Genomic DNA, 20827 nt, shown 5'->3' with positions numbered 1-20827 from the left:
ACGCTAGGGGGTCGGCTCCATGCTTGTCAACCATTCGGTTGACCAAGCGTCCGCCCGGCGGCCGACGCGCGCTGACGGGGGTACGGCCGACGCTCGTCCGGCCACCGCACCGGTGGCCCGTCGGGAGGAGCGCAGGGTGGTCAGCAGGACGAAGGCGGCGCTGGGGACGGTCGCCGGGGTGACGGCGGTCGGCGCGGTGGCCGTCGCCGGGCTCGTGGTCGGCCTGCCGGCGGGCGCCGACGGGCCCGGGGCGGTGCTGGCCGAGCTGCAGGGGCACACCGACACCTCCGGCCACGTCCACGCCGAGCAGGCGCCGCGCGGCGACGTGCCCGGCTGGACCCGCGGTGTCGGGCACGACGTCACCGTCGTCCGGCCCGGCGATGCCGCGGGCGACGACTCGGGCAGCGTGCGGGCGCAGATGACGCTGGACGAGGGGGCGCGGCTGCCGGCGGGCTGCACCGCATTGCCGCAGGTGGGCATGCCCTTCGACGGGGCGGGACCTGGCCCGACCAGGGTCGAGCAGTGAGCTCAGCCCCTGGCGAGCCGGGCGGCGCGGTCGGCGACGTCGGCCCGCAGCGCGGCGACGTCCACCGTCGTGGACGCGCCGTCGCGCACCACCGGGCGCCCGCCGACCCACACGTCGCGCACGTGCCGCCCCGCGCCGGACCAGACCAGGTGGGCGAGCACGTCGGCGGCGTCGCCGACCGGCTCGAAGGCCAGGTCGCGGGTGTCGACGTGCACCAGGTCGGCCCGCCGGCCGACGGCGAGCTGCCCGAGGTCAGGCCGGCCGATCGCGTCGGCGGCGCCTCCGGTGGCCAGCCAGAACGCCTCGGCGGCGGTGAGCGCCGTCGCGGACCGCTCGCGCAGCCGGGCCATGCCCGCGGCCAGCCGCAGGTCGGCGAACAGGTCGAGGGAGTCGTTGGAGGCCGGTCCGTCGGTGCCCAGGCCCACCCGGAGGCCCAGGTCGAGCATCGGCCGCAGCGGCGCCACCCCGCTGGCCAGCTTGGCGTTGCTGGCCGGGCAGTGCGCGATGGCGACGTCGTACTCCCGCCACAGGTCCAGGTCGCCGTCGTCCAGGTGCACGCAGTGCGCGGCGAGCACCCGGCCGCCCAGCACGTCGTGGGAGGCCAGCAGCGCGGGCACGGAGAGGCCGTGCGCGGCGAGCAGGTCCGCCCCCTCGGTGGCGGTCTCGGCGACGTGCAGGTGCAGCAGCAGGTCGTGCTCGCGGGCGGCCCGGGCGGCATCGGCGAGCACCGGCAGCGGGACGGTGTAGGCCGCGTGCGGCCCCAGGCCGTACTCGACCGCGCCGTCGCGCGGAGCCCCCTCGGCCAGGGCGACGGCAGCGTCGAGCTGCTCGGCCATCGGCGGCATCCCGGGCAGCGGCAGCAGCGGGGTGGCGATGACCGCGCGCGCACCGGTGGTGCCGACCGCGGCGGCGATCCGTTCCGGCTGGAAGTACATCTCGACGCTGGTGGTGATGCCGTTGCCGAGCATCTCCGCCGACGCGGCGGTCATGGCCACCTCGACGTCCTCCGGCGTGAGCCGGCCCTCCCGCGGCCACATGACCTCGCGCAGCCAGCGGTCCAGGGGCAGCCCCTCGCCCTGGCCGCGGAACAGCACCATCGCCGCGTGCGAGTGGGCGTTGACCAGGCCGGGGGTGAGGACGCCGGGCAGCGCCACCACGTCGGCGTCGCCGGGCGGCGGGGCCTCGGCGACCGGTCCGGCCCAGGTGATCTCGCCGTCGACCACGTCGACGGCGCCGTCGGGCACGACGGTGCCCGCGCGGTCGCCGACGACGAGGGCCCGGGCGGTGAAGCGCTGCCGCATGGGGACCGAACCTAGCCGCGCACCCACCCCGGGGCGCGGCGCCGGGCCGGGGGCGCCGATACCGTGGAGGCCATGTCGCTCCTCGCCGCCGCAGCCTCCGACGAGGGTGGCATCACCGGATTCCTGCTCGACCTGGTCGAGACCCTCGGCCCCGTCGGCGTGGGATTGAGCATCCTGCTGGAGACGGTCATCCCGCCGATCCCCAGCGAGGCGGTGCTCGGCCTGGCCGGCGTGCTGATCCGGCAGGGCGAGATGAACGCCGTGGCCGTGATCCTCTTCGCGACGCTCGGCTCGGTGGTGGGCGCGATCTTCTTCTACTACATCGGCCGGGCGCTGGGGCCGCGCCGGTCGCACCTGTTCCTGGACCGGCTCCCGCTGGTGCAGACCGAGGACGTCGACAAGACCTTCGAGTGGTTCGCCCGGCACGGCCGGGCGGCGGTCTTCTTCGGCCGGATGGTGCCGATCGTGCGCAGCTTCATCTCGGTGCCGGCCGGCGTCGTGCGGATGCCGTTCTGGCAGTTCATCGTCTACTCGGCCGCGGGCAGCCTGATCTGGAACACCCTGCTGGTCAGCCTCGGGGTGCTGGCCGGCAACTTCATCGAGGAGAACCTCAAGTACATCGACTACGCCATCATCGCCGCCGTGGCGCTGGGGGTCGGCTACCTGGTGTTCAAGCGCGTCCGCGACGTCCGCCGGCACCGGCAGGCGGGGACGGTCCCGCCCACCCCGGTGACGCCGGGCGAGGAGCCCGGCCGCCCGGCAGCATGACGGGATGACCCGTTCCCGGCCCGACGTGGTGGCCTTCGACGTCATGGAGACGCTGCTCGACCTCTCCCCGGTGCGCGCCGCCCTCGAGGAGACCGGCCGACCGGGCTCCCTGCTGGCGACGGTGTTCGCCCGCACCCTGCTGACCGGGTTCGCGGGCGTGGCCGTGGGCTCGTGGGCCCCGTTCCGGGCGACCTTCGACGCCGCGCTGGCCCAGGTCACCGACCTGTCGGAGGCGGAGCGGTCGCAGGTCGCCGACGCGTTCGCCGAGACGTTCCCGCACGGCGACGTCGAGCCCGCGCTGCGCCGGCTGGCGACGGCCGGCGTCCGGGTGGTGACGCTCACCCACGGGACGCCCGGGGTCGCGGAGGCCGCCCTCGAGCGCGGCGGGGTCGGCGCGCTGGTGGAGCGCTCGCTGTCCAGCGAGGTGGTGCGGGCCTGGAAGCCGGCGCGCGAGGTGTACCTCTGGGCGGCCGGGGTCTGCGACGTCGAACCGCAGCGGCTGGCGCTCGTCGCGGCGCACGGCTGGGACGTGCACGGCGCGCAGCGGGCCGGGCTGACCGGCGCGTGGTTCGCGCGCTCGGAGCGCACGTACCCCGCGGTCTACGACGAGCCGCACGTGAGCGGCGGGACGATCCTCGAGGTCGTGGACGCGCTGCTGGCGCTGCCGCCGCGGTGACCGCGCTCGACATCGACACCCCGCACGGCCCGGCCCGCGCTCACCTCACCGACGGCGGCGCCCGCGGCACGCTGCTGCTCGGGCACGGCGCCGGCGGCGGCGTCGAGTCGGCCGACCTGCTGGCCGTGGCCCGGGACGCCGCCGAGGCCGGCTGGCGGGTGCTGCGGGTCGAGCAGCCGTGGCGGGTGGCCGGGAAGAGGATCGCTCCCGCCCCCGCGCGGCTGGACGAGGGCTGGCGGGCTGTGCTCGCCCACCTGCCCGGCAGCGGGCACCTGACCGGGCCGCTGGTCGTGGGCGGTCGCAGCGCCGGGGCACGGGTGGCCTGCCGGACCGCGGCGCAGGTCGGCGCGGACGGCGTCCTGGCCCTGGCCTTCCCGCTGCACCCGCCGGGGCGGCCGGAGAAGAGCCGGGCCGCCGAACTCGTGGGCGTGACCGTGCCCCTGGTCGTGGTGCAGGGCGAGCGGGATGCGTTCGGGGCGCCCGCCGACGTGGCCGCCGTCCTCACCGGGATGCCCGGCGCATCGGTCTACGCCGTGCCCGGCGACCACTCGCTCAAGCGCAACCCGGACCTCGTCGGCGCGGCCGCCGCCTCCTGGCTGGCCGAGGTCCTGTCCGCTTGATCCAGCGGCCATGCTCCTCAGAACGGCGGAGGATCGTCCGGTGGCGGTGCCGGTGCAGCGGGTTGCTCGTACAGCACCTGCCAGCCGGGCGGCCGGCTGGTCCGGGTCACCCCGCTGGGAGTGATCACGGTGAGGATGCCGTCCTCGTCGAGGGTGTGTTGCCAGCCGTCTGCATGGGTCTTGAGCCGGTGGTGGCGTCGGCACAGGCAGCACAGGTTGGCGCAGGAGGTCTCCCCGCCGTCGCCGTGGGCGACGACGTGGTCGAGATCGGCCCAGACGGCGCGAACCGTGCAACCGGGATGCCGGCAGATGCGATCGCGCGTGCGGACGAATCGCCGCTGTGCAGGGGCGGGGGAGTAGCGGTCGACCGTGCCTGGTGGGCCGAGGACTGCACACGCACATCCGCCGGCCAGGTGATCCGGGCACCCGCGAACGGCGAGCCGACCGAGCTCGGCACGGCCGGTCACCGCCAGCAACCGCCCGGTGCGGTCGGTCACTGCGATCTCCAGACTTCCGCCGGCCGCCGCCTGCAGCCCGCCCGGACCTAGGGCGTCCAACCGGGTGAGCAGTTCGCGCACGTGCGCTGCGGTGATCGGCTCCCCGTCCACCTCCCCGGTCGGAGCCGGCGCGCCCGAGGGCACGGACGCCGCCGGAGCCGGGCCGCCCTGGCGCTGGAAGGCCGCCACCGCGAGCGCCTCCAGTGGGGCGACCACTGTCAGGTGCGCGGTCACCGGCGGGCGGCTGTCGTCCCACGGCCGGAGCATCAGGTCGGCCGCCGCACCGGCCCGCAGCATGCCCGTCGGCCGCGGATCCCCGGCGTCCTTCGCCGCCCGGGCGAAGCGGTCGGCGGTGTCGCGGCAGGCGACGGCCGTCTCGTGCGGCAGCAGCACGCCCAACTCGCTCATCCCGTCCCCGACGGGACGGACGGTCACATCGGCGGCTCGCTCGGCCTGCCTGCGGCGCCGGTCGACCGCCGCCGCGTCACGGGCGATCAGCGCGCACCGCACCGTCTCGCGCAACCTGCGGATCGACGCCTCCGAGGCGGCCGGCAGCACGGCTTCCTCGACCGCCGCCAAGATCGCGGGATCGGTGTCGGCGGCCGCCCGTCCGACCTCTGCGGCCATCGCCCGTACCCGCGGCCAGTCCAGCCGGCCGGCGCCCAGCTCGGCCCTTGTCGCAGGCAGCCGGTGCGTCAGCGTCGCCGACAGCTCCAGCAGCGTGGACGCGGCCGCCCGGCTGCAGTTGAGGATCAGGGCCAGCTCGTCCGGCAGGAACTCGCTCACCCCGTCCAGGCCCGTCGCGCCGTCGTGGTCGAGCGCACCGACCCCACCGGGGCGTGAGTCGTCGCCTGCCGGCCGGGCAGCAGCCAGATCCAGCACCAGCTCGACCTTCAGCGCCGCCAGCCGGGCCTCCGCCGCGGTGATCTGCTGTAACAGATCGGCCACCTCTGCCGCCGACCGGCGCGGCGGCAGCAGCTCGCCCAACTGCTCGGGACTCGGACTCGGGTCCGGATCGGCCAGCTCCCAGGCGGACGGCGCGCCGTCGACCGGGATGATCGTCACCCCGACCGCGAACGCACCACCCGCCGACATGACCCGACCATAGGGCGGGGGTGCGACAGTTACGGCCACGCGGGAACCCACCCCGGAGGGCGGCTACCGGGGGCCCGCGGCTTCGACCGGCGAGGCGGAATCCCTGCTCAGCGCCGGCGACGGCGGACGAGCAGCATGATCAGCACGAGGAGGGCGGTCACCCCAGCGGCGGGCGCCGCGTAGCGGGACAGCGCGGCGCCGCCGGCCACCTCGAGCAGGTCGATCGGCTCCGGCTCGGTCTGCGCCGGCCGGGGGCGGTCGGTCGAGGGGCCGGTGCCGGGGACGCTGCGCAGCGGCGCCCCCGTGGCGGGCCGGTTCGGCGGGGCGGTGGTGCCCTTCGGCGGCGCGCTCGGCGCCTTGCCGGCGGGCGCGGTGTCCCGCGACGCGGAGGGGGTGTCGGCGTGCTCCGCCTTGGCCGCGGTCACCTTCGCCGCGGTCTCCTTGGCCGGCGTCCCGGTGGTCGCCGACTCCTTGCCGGCAGCCCCCTTGGCCGGAGGGACCTTCTTGGCAGGCGTGGCCTTGGCCGCCGTCGCCTTCGCCGCGGTCGTCTTCGCCGGGGCGTCGGCGGTCGCCGACTCCTGCTCGGCGGACTCCTGCCCGGCGACCTTGTCGGTGGCCGAGGCGGCCGCCTTCTTCGTGGCGGCTGCGGCCTTCTTGACCGCCGTGCCCTCGCCGGCGGCCTGCTCCGCCGACGCGGCGACCTCCTCGACGACGCCGGTGGCCGTCGCGGCCGCCTTCGCCGCCGCGCCCTCGCCCGCCGTGGCCTGGCCCGCCGTGCTCGCGCCCGCCGCGGCGCTGGCCCGGTCGGCGTCGCCCTGCGCGTCGCCCTCGCCGAGCTGGGCGGCCAGCTTGTCGGCGAACTGCCCGAGCAGCTTGTTGCCGACGTCGGTCATCACCCCGCGACCGAACTGCGCCGGCCGGCCGGTGATGTTGAGGTCGGTGAGGACGTCGACCCGCGTGACCGACCCCTCGGCACGCAGGTTCGCCGTCACCATCGCCGCCGCCGTGCCGTTGCCGCGCTGGTCCTTGCCGCGGGCGTCGATGACCGCCCGGTGCGCGGCCTCGTCCTTCTCGACGAAGGAGGCCTTGCCCTGGTAGGTCAGGTTGATCGGCCCCAGCTTGACCTTCACCCGGCCGGTGAAGTCGTCGCCGTCGACGGAGTCCAGCGCCGCGCCCGGCATGCAGGGGGCGATCCGCTCGATGTCGAGCAGCACCCGCCAGGCCTCGTCGACGGGCACCGGGACGGTGAACGAGTTCTCCAGCTGCACTGCAGGACCTCCTGGAAGGAGCGACCGGGCGACGGGACGCCGGGACGGACGGGTTCTGACCGGGCGGGAACCCGACGCTACAGCCCGGCGGCGGTGCTCACCGCGCGGCGCGTCAGCACCGTGGCGAGATGCTGCCGGTAATCGGCCTGCGCGTTCAGGTCGCTGCTCGGGTCGGTGCCGACGGCGGCGTGCTGGGACGCGGCGGCCACCGCGTCCGCGGTCGCCTCCGCCCCGGCCAGCGCCTCCTCGACCTGCCGGGCCCGCAGCGGGGTCGGCCCCATGTTGGTCAGCCCGATCCGTGCCTCGGCGATCCGCCCGTCCTCCCGGCGCACCGCGGCAGCCACGGCCACGATCGACCACGCCTGGGCCACCCGGTTGAACTTCTCGTAGTGCATGCCCCAGGAGCCGGCGAGCTTGGGCAGCCGCACCTCGACGAGCAGCTCCCCCTCCTGCACCGCGGTGGTCAGGTAGTCGACGAAGAACTCCGACGCACCGACCGTCCGGCGCCCGCCGGGGCCGACGATGACGAACTCGGCGTCCAGCGCCAGGGCCACCGCCGGCAGGTCACCGGCCGGGTCGGCGTGCACCAGCGCGCCGCCGAACGTGCCCCGGTGCCGCACCTGCCGGTCGGCCACGGTCGCCGTCGCCTCGGCGACCAGCGGCGCGTACTGCCGGATCAGCGGATCGGCGAGGACGTCGGCGTGCGTCGTCATCGCGCCGACGACGATCGCGTCGTCCTCCTCCCGCACGCCCCGGAGCTCGGCGACCCGGCCGAGGTCGACGACGGTCTCCGGCGCGGCCAGCCGCAGCCGCATGACCGGGATGAGCGACTGGCCGCCGGCCAGGACCTTCACGTCCTCGCCGCCCTCGGCGATGGCCTGCAGCGCCTCGTCGACGGTGGTGGGGCGGGCGTAGGCGAACGGTGCGGGGATCATGACCGGCCCTCCTGGGCGAGCGTCCGACGGGGGTGGCGGCGTTCGGGGCTCCGGCGGGTCATCGGTCCCCTCCCAGCGAGGAGGCGTCGGTGGACACCCCGGCGGTGGTCTCGGTCTGCGCCCCGCCGTAGGCGTTGGAGCCGGCGGTGGCGCGGTCGCCGCCGTCCCCGCCCCGGTGGATCGCCCGCCAGACCCGCTCAGGGGTCAGCGGCATGCGGATGTCGGTGACCCCCAGGTGCCGGACGGCGTCCAGCGCGGCGTTCACCACCGCGGGCGTCGAGGCGATGCAGCCGGCCTCCCCCACGCCCTTGGCCCCGATCGGGTTGCCGGGCGCGCTGTGCACGGTGTTGCCGGTGTCGAAGTGCGGCAGGTCGTTCGCCGAGGGCACCAGGTAGTCGACGAAGGTGCCGGTGGTGAGGTTGCCGTCGGCGTCGTAGACGGCCTCCTCGTACAGCGCCTGCGCGATGCCCTGCGCCAGGCCGCCGTGCACCTGCCCCTCGACGATCAGCGGGTTCACGATCGTGCCGACGTCGTCGACGCAGGCGTACTTGCGGATCTTGACGAACCCCGTCTCGGTGTCGACCTCCATCGCGCACAGGTGGGTGCCGTGCGGGAAGGAGAAGTTCTCCGGGTCGAACGTCGCCTCGGCGTCGATCGAGGGCTCGATGCCCTCCGGGTAGTTGTGCGCGGCGAAGATCGCCAGCGCGATCTCCTGGATGCCGAGGCCGGTGCCCGGCGTCCCCCGCACGGAGAACTTGCCGGCCTCGAAGTCCAGGTCGTCCTCGCTGGCCTCGAGCAGGTGCGCGGCGATCTTCCGGGCCTTGGCGATCACCTTGTCCGCCGCCTTGACCACGGCCGACCCGCCGACCACCAGGGACCGCGAGCCGTAGGTGTCCAGCCCGCGGGAGGAGATCGCGGTGTCGCCGTGCAGCACCTCGACGTCCTCGAACGGCACGCCGAGGGAGTCGGCGACCAGCTGGCTCCACGCCGTCTCGTGGCCCTGGCCGTGCGGCGTCGAGCCGGTGACCACCTCGACCTTGCCGGTGGGCAGCATGCGGATGGCGGCGTGCTCCCACCCGCCGGCGCCGAAGGAGAGCGACCCCAGCACCCGGGAGGGGGCCAGGCCGCACATCTCGGTGAAGGTGGAGATGCCGATGCCCAGCTGGACCCGGTCGCCGGACTCCCGCCGCCGCTGCTGCTCGGCGCGCAGCTCGTCGTAGCCGAGCAGCTCCAGCGCCTGCTGGGTCGCGGTCTCGTAGTCGCCGCTGTCGTAGGCCAGCCCGGCCACCGTGGTGAACGGGAACTCGTCGGCGTTGATCCAGTTCTTACGCCGCAGCTCCAGCGGGTCCATGCCCAGCTCGACGGCGAGCTCGTCCATGATCCGCTCGATCGCGAACGTGGCCTCCGGCCGCCCGGCGCCGCGGTAGGCGTCGGTGGGCACCTTGTTGGTGAACACCCCGTCGCACTCGAACCGGTAGGCCGGGAACTTGTAGATGCCCGGGTACATGAAGGCGCCCAGGGCCGGGACGCCCGGCGTGATCAGCCGCAGGTAGGCGCCCATGTCGGCCAGCAGCCGCACCCGCAGGCCCTTGAGGTTGCCCTCGCGGTCGGCGGCGATGTCGACGTACTGGATCTGGTCGCGGCCGTGGTGGGCGGTCATCAGCGACTCGCTGCGGGTCTCGGTCCACTTGACCGGCTTGCCCAGCCGCCGCGCGATCAGGAGGCAGAGGATCTCCTCCGGGTTGACCTGCAGCTTCCCGCCGAAGCCGCCGCCGACGTCGGGGGCGACGACGCGCAGCTTGTGCTCGGGGATGCCGGTGACCATCGCCGCCATCACCCGCAGGATGTGCGGGATCTGGGTGGCCGACCACATCGTGTAGTTGTCGCCCTGCGGCTGGACGACGACCGAGCGCGGCTCCATGAACGCCGGGATCAGCCGCTGCTGGATCAACCGCCGGCTGACGACGACGTCGGCGTCGGCGAACGCCTGGTCGGTGTCCGAGCCGGTGCCCATCTCGCCGGCGTCGAAGACGAAGTGGTAGCTGGTGTTGGACTCCAGGTGGTCGTGGACGAGGTCGGCGCCGTCGGCGACCGCCTCCTCCATGTCCAGCACCACCGGCAGCGGCTCGTAGTCGATGTCGGCGAGCTCGACGGCGTCCTGGGCGGCGGTCTTGCTGCGGGCCACGATCACCGCGACCGCCTCGCCGACGTGGTTGACCTGGTCGACGGCGATCGACGGGTGGCCGGGGTTGACCATCTCCGGGGTGACCGGCCAGGCGCACGGCAGCGAGCCCTGCTCCTCGGCGAGGTCGCTACCGGTGAAGACGGCGATGACGCCGGGGGCCTCGCGCACGGCGCTGACGTCGACGTGCGTGATCCGCGCGTGCGCGACGGGTGAGCGGACGACCGCCAGGTGCAGCATCCCGGGCAGGACCATGTTGTCGGTCCAGGTGGTCTTGCCGGTGATCAGCCGGGCGTCCTCCTTGCGGCGGCGCGCCTTGCCGATCTCCTTCTCCGGCCCCGGGGTGGTGCCGGTCCGCTCCTCGACGGCGGTCATGCCTGCCCCACCACGTGCGGCGCGGCGGCGGTGTCGACCTCGGCCGGCGCGACGTGGCCGTTGCCGTTGCCGTCGGACCCGCGCATCTCGGCGGCCGCCTGCTGCACGGCGCGGACGATGTTCTGGTAGCCGGTGCAGCGGCAGAGGTTGCCCTCGATGCCCTCCCGCACCTCGTCCTCGCTGGGGTCGGGGTTCTCCTTCACCAGGTCGAGGGAGGCCATGATCATGCCGGGGGTGCAGTAGCCGCACTGGAGCCCGTGCATCTCGTGGAACGCCTTCTGCATGGGGTGCAGCTGCCCGTTGCCGCTGCCGTCGCCGGCGACGCCCTCGATGGTCGTCACCTCGGCGCCGTCGGCCTGGACGGCCAGCACGGTGCAGCTCTTCACGGCCTCGCCGTCGAGGTGCACGGTGCAGGCGCCGCAGTTGCTGGTGTCGCAGCCGACCACGGTGCCGACCTTGCCGAGCTGCTCGCGCAGGTAGTGCACGAGAAGGGTCCGGGGCTCGACGTCGTCGTCGTACGACGCCCCGTCCACCCGCACGCTGATCCGGGTCATCCGTCCTCCGCCTCGTTGCAGGGGGTCGATGCGCCCACGGTCGACCGCGGGCCTGCGGCGGAGTCTGACCCGAAAGGAGTGACTTAGGCCACGCTTAGCTGCGCGATCGGGCGAAGAAGTACGAGATCAGCGCAGCGCACGGGCCGCCGGCGACGTTGCAGCGGCGTTGCACCGCCCTCCCGGAGCGGCGGCCCGTGCACGTCCCGCCGGTGGGTCAGCGGACGGCGGCCGGCTCCCCGGGCACCGGCGCAGCGGCCGGGACGGGCCCGGCGGCCCGCTCCCGGCGCCGCAGGACGGCGGAGACCGCGAGCGGGACGAGCCCGGCGGCCGCCAGCGCGGCGCCGACGGCGCTGGGCGCCCGGTAACCGAGGCCCGCGGCGATCACCAGCCCGCCGACCCAGGCGCCGAGGGCGTTGGCGAGGTTGAGGGCCGAGTGGTTGAGCGCGGCCCCGAGCATCTGGGCCTCCCCCGCGGTCTCCATCAGCCGCAACTGCAGCAGGATCGCCAGCGTCGAGCCGCTGACCGAGACCAGGAAGACGCCGGCCACCAGGCCGGGCACCCAGGACGCCACTACGGCCACCACGGCGAGCAGCACCATGAGCGCCACCAGCGAGCCCACCAGCGAGCGGAACAGCGACCAGTCGCCCAGCCGCCCGGCCAGCGCCGTCCCGATGATGCCGCCGACCCCGTAGACGAACAGGATCACCGGCAGCGTGCCGCGGGAGAGCTCCGCGACGTCGGTGACGACCGGGGCGATGTAGCTGTAGAGCGCGAACATGCCGCCGAAGCCGACGATGCCGACCCCCAGGGTGAGCAGCACCTGCGGCCGGCGCAGCGCCCCGAGCTCACCCCGGACCGTGGCATCCGCCCGGCCCGGTGACGGCGGGACGACGACCAGCACGGCCGCCACGGTGGCCGCGGCCAGGACGACGACCAGCCAGTACGCCGAGCGCCAGCCGGCCGCCTGCCCCAGCCAGGTCGCGGCCGGGACGCCGGCGACCAGCGCGACGGCCAGCCCGAGCATCACCGAGCTGACCGCGCGCCCCCGGAGCCGCGGCGCGACCAGCGACGCGGCGACCAGCGAGGCCACGCCGAAGTAGGCGCCGTGCGGCAGGCCGGCGAGGAACCGGGCGCCCAGCAGCGTCGGGTAGGCCGGCGCCAGGGCGGTGAGCACGTTGCCGACCAGGAAGGCGCCCATCAGGCCGACGAGCAGCGCGCGCCGGGGCAGGCGGGCGCTCATCGCCGCGATCACCGGGGCGCCGACCACGACGCCGAGGGCGTAGGCGGAGATGACGTGGCCGGCCGAGGGGATGTCGACGCCCACGCCGTCGGCGATGTCCGGCAGCAGGCCCATGGTCACGAACTCGGTGGTGCCGATGGCGAACCCGCCGAGCGCCAGCGCCACGATGGCCACCACTACCCGGACCGGGCTCAGGGGTGGTCGGTCGGCGAGGGGCACGGCGGTCACTCCAGCAGCGAAGCCACGGCCCCCGCGCGGCATTCCCTCCGGTGGCGCACCTCTCCCGGTTCAGCGGGCGCGGCCGGCCAGCCGCAGCCGGTGCAGGTGCGCGGCCACCGCCGTCCGGCGCGGCGAGCCGGGCGGCAGGACCTCCAGCAGCGCGTGCCACACGCCGGGGTCCTCGCGCGCCTCGGGGAGCTGGGCGAAGCGCAGCAGCTGCTCGGGGCGGTGACCGGTCAGCACGGCGCGGCGCAGCTGCGCGGCGAGGCGGTCGCGGGCCGAGCGGACGCCGGGCGCGTGCGAGCCGGGGAGGACCGGGCCGGCGTAGCGCTCGAGCGCGGCCGCGACGTCGCCGCGCGCGAGCAGCCGGCGGACCTGGTCGGCGTCGGTGCGCAGCCGGCCGACCAGCCGGTACGGGCGGGAGTCGAGCAGGTCGCCGCCCACCAGCCGGCGCAGCCGGGACAGCTCGGCCCGCACGGTGACGGTGGCGGCGGCCCCGGCGTGGCACTCCACCGCGAGCTGAGCGGCGTTGCGGCCCTGCCCCGACGCGGCGGCCTCGGCCAGCAGGAACAGCAGCTCCGAGTGCCGGACCGACAGCTCCAGCGGTCCCGCGGGCAGCGTGAGCCGGGCGCGCTCCCGGCCGAGCACCTCCAGCCGCGCCTCGGCCGGCACCGGAGCGGCCGCGGCGGACCCGGCGGTCAGCCGCTCGCGGTGCAGCCAGCGCAGCTCGGACTCGACGGCGGCGACGGTCGCGCGCACGAGGGTGAGCACGTGCGGGGCGGCGACGGGGTCGCCGCCGGTGACGTCGATGGCGCCCAGCAGCGCCCCGGTCACCGGGTCGTGCACCGGCGCGGCCGAGCAGCTCCAGGGCTGCACCGGCCGCCGGAAGTGCTCGCTGCCGTAGATCTGCACCGCGGAGTCGACGGCCAGCGCCGTCCCCGGGGCGTTGGTGCCGGCCACGTCCTCCGACCAGCGGGCGCCCTCGACGAAGTTCACGCCCTCCGCCCGGGAGCGCAGCTGCCGGTCGCCCTCGACCCAGAGCATCCGCCCCGCGGCGTCGGTCACCGCCACGATCATCCGACCGGCCTCGGCGTCCTGGACCAGCAGCCGGCGGATGACCGGCAGCACCGGGGCCAGCGGGTGGGCCGCCCGGTAGGCGAGCAGCTCGGCGTCGAGCAGCTCCACCGGCGGCAGCCCGCCGTCGGGGTCGACCCCGCTGCCCAGCGACCGGCGCCAGGAGTCGCGGACCACGGAGCGGACGACGTCGTCGTCGGGCAGCTCGCTGGCGGTGACCAGCAGCTCGTGCGCGGCGCGCAACCGCCGGGTGCGCGCCGCGTCGGGGACCCCGTCGGGCAGCGCCAGCCACGGGTTGACGGCGGTGGTCACCGGGCGGCCCGTGGGAGGTGGCTCATGGCAGGGCCATCGTGACCGGTCAGCACGCTTTCCACCAGAGATCGGGCCGCCGGCGTCGGGGTCACCGGGCCGGTGCGGGCTCCTCCCCGGGGGTGGCCAGCTGCCACGGCCGGACGACGGCGACCAGGACGGCGATCGCCAGGACCAGGGCGGTGACGACGACGAGGCCGATGGCCACCGCGTCGTTGCCCAGCAGGCCGACGACCGGGGAGACCGCCGCACCGACGCCGAACTGGATCGCGCCGAGCAGGGCCGCGGCGCTCCCGGCGGCCTCGCCGTGGCGGGACAGCGCCAGGGCGGGGGCGTTGGGCAGCGCGAGCCCGCAGGCGAAGAGCACCGCCCACAGGGCCCCGGTGACGCCGATCAGGCCACCGGTGCCCGTACCGGCCAGCACGACCAGCGCGGCACCGGCGAGGGCGCCGGCGACGGTCCCGGCCACGAGCAGCGCCTGGGGGGACCAGCGGCGCAGCAGCAGCGGGTTGAGCTGGGTGGCGGCGATGAGCCAGAAGGCGCCGGCGCCGAAGAGCAGGCCGAACTGCTGCTCGTCCAGCCCGAACTCGCCCTGGTAGACGAAGGAGGAGCCGGACACGTAGCTGAACAACCCGGCCATGGTGAGCCCGGCGACCAGCACCAGCCCGACGTAGGTGCGGTCGTGCAGCAGGCCGCGGTAGATCCGCAGCGTGCCGCGCACCCCGGCGCTGCGCCGCCGCTCCGGGGGCAGGGTCTCCTGCAGCGTCGCCCACCCGACGACGAGCAGGAACACGCCGTAGCCGGCCAGCACGGCGAACACCCCGCGCCAGGTGGTGAACCGCAGGATCTCCCCGCCGATGGTGGGCGCCAGGACCGGCGCCGCGCCCAGCACGAGGAACAGCCGGGAGAGCATCGTCGCCGCGGCCCGGCCGTCGTACAGGTCGCGCACCACGGCGAGGGCGATGACCGCGCCCGAGGCGGCGCCCACGCCCTGGAGCACCCGCAGCGTGCCCAGGATCGCGATGGTCGGCGCGACGAGCACGAGCAGGGAGGCGACGACGTGCAGCGCGGTGCCGGCCAGCAGCGGCCGCCGGCGGCCGTACGCGTCGGACAGCGGCCCGAGCACCAGCTGGCCGAGCGCGAGGCCGATCAGGGTGCCGGTGAGGGTCAGCTGCACGGTCGCGGAGGTGGTGAGCAGGTCGCTGGTGATGTTCGGCAGCGCCGGCAGGTACATGTCGATGGTCAGCGGCCCGAGGGCGACGAACGCCCCGAGCGTCAGCGCGGTGCGGGCGGCGCCCGGTCGCGCGGGTGCGGCGGGGCCCGCCGGGAGGGCGAGGCGTTCCTGGGTGGCGGTCACGGTGTCCCCGTCGATCGAGATGGCGCGGGACCCACGCTGGTCTGACCGCAGTACGGCGACATGAAGGCGGCCGGCGGCGCGGGCATTCCGCGCTGCGGCATACCTCACCCTGGCGCGGTTCGCGGCGGTCGGACCGGCAGCAGGGCGCGCGGGTCCCGGGCGCGCAGCGCCCCGGCCCACAGGCCGGCGCCGTAGGCGAGGTCGTCGAGCCGCCGGGCCACCCCGTGACGGACCGGTCCGATCCGGCCCCGGTGCGGCCACCAGGAGACCAGCGCGTCGGCGGCCGCGGCGCCCAGCACCCAGCGCCGCGCGCGCCGCGACCCGACGGCGGCGACCGCGGCCACCGGCCAGTGGTGCCGGGTGGCCGCCCGGGCCAGCGACTGCCCGGACGCAGCCAGCCCCCGCAGCGCCAGGGCCGCGGCGAGCCCGACGGGCACCGGCTCCCCCGGCCGGGCCAGGCGGCGGGCGAGGCGGGCGCCGGTCACCCCCAGCACCGCGGCGCCGGCCGCCGTCCCCCGGCGGCCGCCCGCGAGGAGCAGCGCCCAGGTCAGCGCCGTCTCCGGGGCGATCACCAGGGGCGACACCGCGCCCCCGTGCCGGGCCGCCAGCAGCGCGGCCCCGGTGCCGTAGAAGGCGCGGCGGCGCAGCCAGTCGGCGAGGCGCACCGGGTGCTCGTGCGCCACCTCGGCGGCCGGCTCGTACCGCACCCGCCAGCCGCCCCCGGTCAGCCGCCAGACCAGGTCGACGTCCTCGGCCACCCGCAGCTGCTCGTCGAAGCCGGCGCCCAGGGCGGCCCGGCGCACGAGCAGCGCCGCGCTCGGCACGTAGGACACCGACGACAGCGGCCGGACCGCCGCCGGCCGCGGGCCCATGTCCAGCGCGCCGGCGACGTCCTCGTACGCGCTGACCGGGCCCCGGAGCCCGCCGGGCAGCGGTCCGATCCGCGGGGCGACGGCGGCCAGCCGCGGATCGGCCAGGTGCGGGCGGAGCCGGGCCAGCCACCCGGGCCGGGGCACGCAGTCGGAGTCGAGGAACGCGACGAGGTCGGTGCCGGCCGCGGCGAGGCCGGCGTTCCGGGCGGCGGCGGGCCCCCGGGAGACGTCCGCGCGCAGCACCCGGGCCCCGTCGGCGGCGACCACCGGCACCCGCGAGCCGTCGTCCACCACGACCACCGGCAGTCCGGCGGTGCCGGGGTCGGCGCGCAGCGCCGCGAGCAGCCGGGCCAGGGCGGCCGGACGGTCCCGGACGGGGACGACGACGGTGACGTCCACGCCGCCGGGGTCCGGCGGGAGGTCGGGGTGGGCGAGGCCGGCGTCGAGCAGCCGGGCGGCCAGCGCGGCGCTGGTCGCGTCCCGCACCTCCAGGCGGTCGGCGGGCAGCAGCGCGGCCGCGCGCGGGGCGAGGCGCAGCAGCCGCAGCGGGGAGCCGCCCAGCAGGGTGGCCGCGCCGCGGCGGCGGACGCGCGGGTCGAGCCGGACGGCGAACCCGTCGGGCAGCCGGTCGGCGGGCGGCGTCACGCCCCCGCCAAGACCTCGTCGGTGGTGGCGAACGACACCAGCGGCGCGTAGCCGCCCATCACCTGCAGCGCCCGCTCGTGCTCGTCGTCGCCGGCTCCCGCGCAGGCGTCGGTGACCACCCGCACCGGCACCCCGGCGTCGGCGGCCGGCAGCACGGTGGACATCACGCAGCAGTCGGTGGCCACACCGGCGACGGTGAGCGGTCCCTCGCCGACCACGTCGGCCAGCGCGGGCCCCCACTTGCCGAACGTGGTGGCGTCCACCACCGGCGCGGTGCCCGGGTCCTCGACCAGCTGGTAGCACGGCGCCTCCGGCGGCTGCCGCGCGAAGTCGTACTGCTCGTAGTACTGCTTCCAGGCGCCGACCGGCTCGGCGGGGGCCACGAATCGGGTCCAGACCACCCGGTCGCCGAAGGCGGCGACCAGCCGGCGGATCCGCGGCCGGATCTCCTCGAACCGCGGCGCGGTCCACGGCGAGTCCGGCTCCCCGAACACGTGCTGGAGGTCGACCACGACCAGCCAGCCCTCCGGCCGCGCGGCCTGCTCGCCCATGCCCCAGCTCTCCCCGTGCGTCCCGTCCGCGGCCCGGCTGCACGGGCCGCCCGGACAGTAACGACCCGGCCCCGCCCGCTGCGCGGCAGGAGTGTTGTGGTTAGGTCAGCCTTACCTGATCCGCGAGGAGAGTTCCATGATCGTCCGCCCCGCCCTCCGCGGCGCCGCCGTGCTCGCGGCCGCTGCCCTCACCGTCGCCGGCTGCGGCTCCGCCGAGGAACCGGCTCCCACCGGCGACGCCGGGACGACGGGCGCGTCCGGCGGGTACCCGGTCACCGTGCCGACCGCCTTCGGCGACGTCACGATCGAGGAGGAGCCCGAGCGGGTGGTGGCCCTCGGCTGGTCCGACGCCGAGACCGCGCTCGCCCTCGGCGTCCAGCCGGTCGGCGCCAGCGACTGGCTCGCCGTCGGCGGCGAGGACGGCCTCGGCGACTGGGTCGAGCAGGGCTACGACGAGCCGCCGGTGCTGATCGAGACCCTCGAGCCCAGCTACGAGGCGATCGCCGCCCTGGAGCCCGACCTGATCCTCGACACCCGCTCGTCCGGCGAGCAGGACCGCTACGAGCTGCTCAGCGAGATCGCCCCGACGATCGGCCAGCCCGAGGGCGTGGGCCCGTACCAGACCACGTGGCAGCAGCAGCTGGAGATGGTCGGCCAGGCGCTCGGCCGGACCGAGGCGGCCCAGGAGCTCGAGACCGAGGTCGAGGCGGCGTTCGAGCAGGCCCGCGAGGCGCACCCGGAGTTCGCGGGCACCGAGGTCGCCGTCGGCGCGTACACCGCCGAGGGCTGGGGCGCCTACGTCAGCGGCGACTCGCGGGTGCAGTTCATGGAGCAGCTGGGCTTCGAGAACAAGGCCGAGATCGAGGAGCTGGCGACGGAGAACTTCTTCGTGCCGGTCAGCGAGGAGCAGGTGAACCTGCTCGACGCCGAGCTCACCGTGGTCTTCCCGATCTTCGTCGAGGCCTCGGAGTTCACCGGCAACCCGGTGTGGCAGACGCTCCCCGTGGTCCAGGACGGGCGCGCCGTCGTCCTGGAGGACCTGACGGTGCTGAACGCGTTCTCCAGCGCCTCGGCGCCCGGGCTCCTCTACGCGATCGACCAGACCGTGCCGCAGTTCGCCGACGCGATCGGCGGCTGAGCGACCAGCCCCCGCCGGGGGCTCACTCGACGAGCCGCCCGGCGGGGTCCACCCGCCACCCCCGCACCGCCGCGACCAGCCGCCCGGCCAGGTCCGCCACCAGCTCCGCACCCTCCGCGGCCGACGCGCCCGCCGGGTCGCCCAGCACGCCGTTCGGGCTGACCGCCCGCACGCCCTCGGCCTGCATCCGGGGCAGCAGCTCCCGCAGCGGGGCCGTCTCCCCCCGCTCGGCCCGCTCCTCGCGGACCGCCGCAGGTTCCACGTGCAACATCAGCGACGTCTCCACCCGCCCGGCGTGGGCGTCCCCGCCGGGGACGGCGCACGGCCACCAGGCGACGTCCCGCCCCTCCGCCCGCAGCAGCGGCACCCCCACGCGCAGGGCGGCGAGGTTCCCGCCGTGACCGTTGACCACCAGCAGCCGCCCCGCCCAGCGGCAGGCCGAGCGCCCGTACTCCACCAGCAGCGTGGTGAGCGCCTCCGTCCCGATCGACACCGTGCCGGGGAAGCCCTCGTGCTCGCCGCTGGCGCCGTACGGGATCGCCGGGGCGAGCAGGGCGCCGTCGATCCCGGGCAGGGCCGCCCCCGCCACCGCCTCGGCCTGCCGGGTGTCCGTGGCCAGCGGCAGGTGGGGGCCGTGCTGCTCGACCGACCCCAGCGGGACGACGAGCAGCGGCCGCTCGGGCAGCTCCGGCCACACCGAGGCCGCCAGCGTGCTCACCGCCGCGTCACTCCGTCGTCCGGAAGACCCGCGCGGCCAGCGCGACGAGGCCGAGGGTCAGCACCGCGACGGCCCCCAGCTGGACGACGACCGGGACCTCCCAGCCGAACCAGGTGAGCCCCGGCAGCAGCCGCTCCTGCGCCTCCGCGGTCAGGTCGAGGCGGTCGAGGGTGAACTGCCGCATCGGCTGCACCACGTAGGTCAGCGGGTTGAGCCGGGTGAGCAGCGACAGCCAGTCGGGCAGGCCGGCGATGGGGAAGAGCGCGCCCGACAGGAACATCATCGGCATGATCAGCAGCTGGCTGACCGGCATCGCCGTCTGGATGGTCTTGATCCGGGTGGAGAGCAGCACGCCGAGCGCGGTGAGCAGCAGCGCGCCGAGGAAGAGGCAGCCGGTCAGCTGCAGCAGCAGCACCGGCGAGTAGGGGATGTCGACCAGCCCCACCAGGGCCAGCAGCACCATGCTCTGCACGGTGGCCACGATCGCGCCGCCCAGGCACTTGCCCCAGATGATCGAGCCCCGGGAGATCGGCGCGACCATCATCTCGCGCAGGAAGCCGAACTCCCGGTCCCAGACCAGCGAGATCCCGGCGAAGGCGGCGGTGAACAGCACCGACGTGGCGAGCACGCCGGGGAACAGGAAGGTGCGGAAGCTGACGTCGCCGCCGGTGTCCACGATGCTGCCCAGCCCGGTGCCCATGACGAAGACGAACAGCAGCGGCTGCAGCAGCATGGTGAGCATGCGGGCCGGGTCGCGCCGCAGCCGGAGCAGCTCCCGCCGGGTGACCACCCAGGTGGCGCGCAGCTGGTGGGTCAGGTCGCTGCGGACCTCGTCCGGCGGCGGGTCGAGCCGGGCGGGGGGCGCGGCGGTGTCGCGGGTGGTCATTCAGCGCCTCCCGGCGAAGGGGAAGGAGCGGCCCTGCGGGCCGTCGGAGTCGCGGATGGTGCGGCCGGTGTAGGTCAGGAAGACGTCGTCCAGGCTGGGCCGGTTCACCGTCACCGACCGGATGCCGACGCCGAGCTCGGTGAACAGCCGGGGGACGACGGCGGCCCCCTCCGGCACGGCGAGGGTCACCTGCCCCTCGTGGACGCCGGCCTCGATGCCCAGCCGTTCCCGGATCCGCGCGATGGCCAGCTCGTCGTCGTCGGTGCGCAGGGCGATCCGGTCGGTGCCGACGCTGGACTTCAGCGCCTCCGGCGTGTCCTCCGCCACGATCTCGCCGTGGTCCATGATCGCGATCCGGTCGCAGTGCTCGGCCTCGTCCATGTAGTGCGTGGTGACGAAGACCGTGATGCCGGTGCGCCGTCCCAGGTCGTGCAGGTAGTCCCAGATCGCCGCGCGGGTCTGCGGATCCAGCCCGATCGTCGGCTCGTCGAGGAAGAGCACCTGCGGGGCGTGCACCAGGCCGCGGGCGATCTCCAGCCGCCGCTTCATCCCGCCGGAGAACTTGGTGACCGTGTCGTGCCGCCGGTCGGCGAGGTCGACCATCGCCAGCACCTCGTCGATGCGCCGCGCGCCCTCGGCCCGGGAGAGGCCGTAGAGGTCTGCGTGGAAGCGCAGGTTCTGCTCGGCGGAGAGCTGCACGTCCAGCGTCTGCTGCTGGAAGACCAGGCCGATCCGGCGGCGCACCTGGTCGCGTTCGCGCACCACGTCGTAGCCGGCCACCCGCGCGGTCCCCGACGTCGGGTTGCGGATGGTGCAGAGCATCTCGATGGTGGTCGACTTCCCGGCGCCGTTGGGGCCCAGGAAGCCGTAGGTCTGGCCGGTCTCGACGCGCAGGTCGATGCCCTTCACCGCCTCGATGACCCCGCTGCCGGACGGGTAGCTCTTGGTGAGCCCGCTGACCTCGATCGCGGGCGCCCTCGGGTTGTCCGGCACACCGGACACCATCCTCCACCGGGGAGCG

19 protein-coding genes are annotated in these 20827 nt (G+C 75.7%); 5 read left to right on the top strand and 14 right to left on the bottom strand.

The window, feature by feature from the left end; translation table 11 throughout:
- Positions 1-136 precede the first annotated feature (136 nt).
- A complete protein-coding gene (locus tag O2W17_RS10565) occupies positions 137-526 on the top strand; it encodes a hypothetical protein (RefSeq protein WP_269192389.1) in 390 nt (129 codons plus the stop codon).
- 2 nt (positions 527-528) lie between these two features.
- Here the strand turns inward: O2W17_RS10565 and O2W17_RS10560 are convergent, their stop codons facing one another.
- Positions 529-1827 carry an amidohydrolase family protein gene (locus O2W17_RS10560; RefSeq protein ID WP_269192388.1) on the bottom strand — a complete coding sequence of 433 codons (1299 nt, stop codon included), beginning with the start codon at positions 1825-1827 and terminating at the stop codon, positions 529-531.
- Positions 1828-1899: 72 nt separating this feature from the next.
- On the opposite strand from O2W17_RS10560, the gene O2W17_RS10555 reads away from it, so the two are divergent.
- From O2W17_RS10555 to O2W17_RS10545, 3 genes are read left to right on the top strand one after another with little or no spacing between them, the layout of a single operon-like run.
- A complete protein-coding gene (locus tag O2W17_RS10555; RefSeq protein WP_269192387.1) occupies positions 1900-2595 on the top strand; it encodes a DedA family protein in 696 nt (231 codons plus the stop codon).
- Between the two features lie 4 nt (positions 2596-2599).
- Entirely contained in the window at positions 2600-3271 is a 672-nt protein-coding gene (locus tag O2W17_RS10550) for an HAD-IA family hydrolase (protein WP_269192386.1), read from the top strand.
- Positions 3268-3891, top strand: a complete 624-nt coding sequence (locus O2W17_RS10545; RefSeq protein WP_269192385.1) for an alpha/beta hydrolase family protein — start codon at positions 3268-3270, stop codon at positions 3889-3891. The genes O2W17_RS10550 and O2W17_RS10545 overlap by 4 nt, the downstream gene beginning before the upstream one ends.
- A 17-nt stretch (positions 3892-3908) precedes the next feature.
- Here O2W17_RS10545 and O2W17_RS10540 read toward each other — a convergent pair whose 3' ends face one another.
- The 10 genes from O2W17_RS10540 to O2W17_RS10495 form a co-directional block, all read right to left on the bottom strand.
- Entirely contained in the window at positions 3909-5483 is a 1575-nt protein-coding gene (locus tag O2W17_RS10540; protein WP_269192384.1) for an HNH endonuclease signature motif containing protein, read from the bottom strand.
- A 107-nt stretch (positions 5484-5590) separates the two neighbouring features.
- Positions 5591-6751, bottom strand: coding sequence for an SRPBCC domain-containing protein (locus O2W17_RS10535; RefSeq protein ID WP_269192383.1), 1161 nt, complete (start codon positions 6749-6751; stop codon positions 5591-5593).
- A 77-nt stretch (positions 6752-6828) separates the two neighbouring features.
- Positions 6829-7686: an FAD binding domain-containing protein gene (locus O2W17_RS10530; RefSeq protein ID WP_269192382.1), complete on the bottom strand. Its 858-nt coding sequence runs from the start codon at positions 7684-7686 to the stop codon at positions 6829-6831.
- A 58-nt stretch (positions 7687-7744) separates the two neighbouring features.
- Entirely contained in the window at positions 7745-10243 is a 2499-nt protein-coding gene (locus tag O2W17_RS10525) for a xanthine dehydrogenase family protein molybdopterin-binding subunit (RefSeq protein WP_269192381.1), read from the bottom strand.
- Entirely contained in the window at positions 10240-10797 is a 558-nt protein-coding gene (locus O2W17_RS10520; RefSeq protein WP_269192380.1) for a (2Fe-2S)-binding protein, read from the bottom strand. The genes O2W17_RS10525 and O2W17_RS10520 overlap by 4 nt, the downstream gene beginning before the upstream one ends.
- A gap of 214 nt (positions 10798-11011) precedes the next feature.
- Positions 11012-12265 (bottom strand): MFS transporter, encoded by a 1254-nt coding sequence (locus O2W17_RS10515; RefSeq protein WP_269192379.1) that lies wholly within the window; start codon positions 12263-12265, stop codon positions 11012-11014.
- A 60-nt stretch (positions 12266-12325) separates the two neighbouring features.
- Complete coding sequence (locus O2W17_RS10510; protein WP_269192378.1) at positions 12326-13642, bottom strand: GAF domain-containing protein; 1317 nt, start codon at positions 13640-13642, stop codon at positions 12326-12328.
- Between the two features lie 88 nt (positions 13643-13730).
- On the bottom strand, positions 13731-14996 hold the full coding sequence (locus O2W17_RS10505) for a multidrug effflux MFS transporter (protein WP_269192377.1): 1266 nt from the start codon (positions 14994-14996) through the stop codon (positions 13731-13733).
- Between the two features lie 104 nt (positions 14997-15100).
- A complete protein-coding gene (mftF, locus tag O2W17_RS10500) occupies positions 15101-16513 on the bottom strand; it encodes a mycofactocin biosynthesis glycosyltransferase MftF (protein WP_269192376.1) in 1413 nt (470 codons plus the stop codon).
- Positions 16510-17064, bottom strand: coding sequence for a cysteine hydrolase family protein (locus tag O2W17_RS10495; RefSeq protein WP_269192375.1), 555 nt, complete (start codon positions 17062-17064; stop codon positions 16510-16512). Before O2W17_RS10495 ends, mftF begins: the two co-directional genes overlap by 4 nt.
- 136 nt (positions 17065-17200) lie before the next feature.
- On the opposite strand from O2W17_RS10495, the gene O2W17_RS10490 reads away from it, so the two are divergent.
- Entirely contained in the window at positions 17201-18202 is a 1002-nt protein-coding gene (locus tag O2W17_RS10490) for an iron-siderophore ABC transporter substrate-binding protein (RefSeq protein ID WP_269192374.1), read from the top strand.
- A gap of 22 nt (positions 18203-18224) precedes the next feature.
- On the opposite strand, the gene mftE is transcribed toward O2W17_RS10490, so the two are convergent.
- Genes mftE through O2W17_RS10475 form a run of 3 tightly spaced genes read right to left on the bottom strand, consistent with a single transcriptional unit; the run spans position 18225 to position 20799 of the window.
- A complete protein-coding gene (gene mftE, locus O2W17_RS10485; RefSeq protein WP_269192373.1) occupies positions 18225-18920 on the bottom strand; it encodes a mycofactocin biosynthesis peptidyl-dipeptidase MftE in 696 nt (231 codons plus the stop codon).
- 7 nt (positions 18921-18927) lie between these two features.
- Complete coding sequence (locus O2W17_RS10480; RefSeq protein ID WP_269192372.1) at positions 18928-19806, bottom strand: ABC transporter permease; 879 nt, start codon at positions 19804-19806, stop codon at positions 18928-18930.
- On the bottom strand, positions 19807-20799 hold the full coding sequence (locus tag O2W17_RS10475) for an ATP-binding cassette domain-containing protein (protein ID WP_269192371.1): 993 nt from the start codon (positions 20797-20799) through the stop codon (positions 19807-19809).
- Between the last annotated feature and the right edge of the window lie 28 nt (positions 20800-20827).

Source organism: Blastococcus sp. VKM Ac-2987, assembly GCF_026967805.1.
Classification (GTDB): Bacteria; Actinomycetota; Actinomycetes; order Mycobacteriales; family Geodermatophilaceae; genus Blastococcus.
Note: the sequence above shows the minus strand (reverse complement) of the source record. Positions and strands in the feature narration are given on the sequence as shown.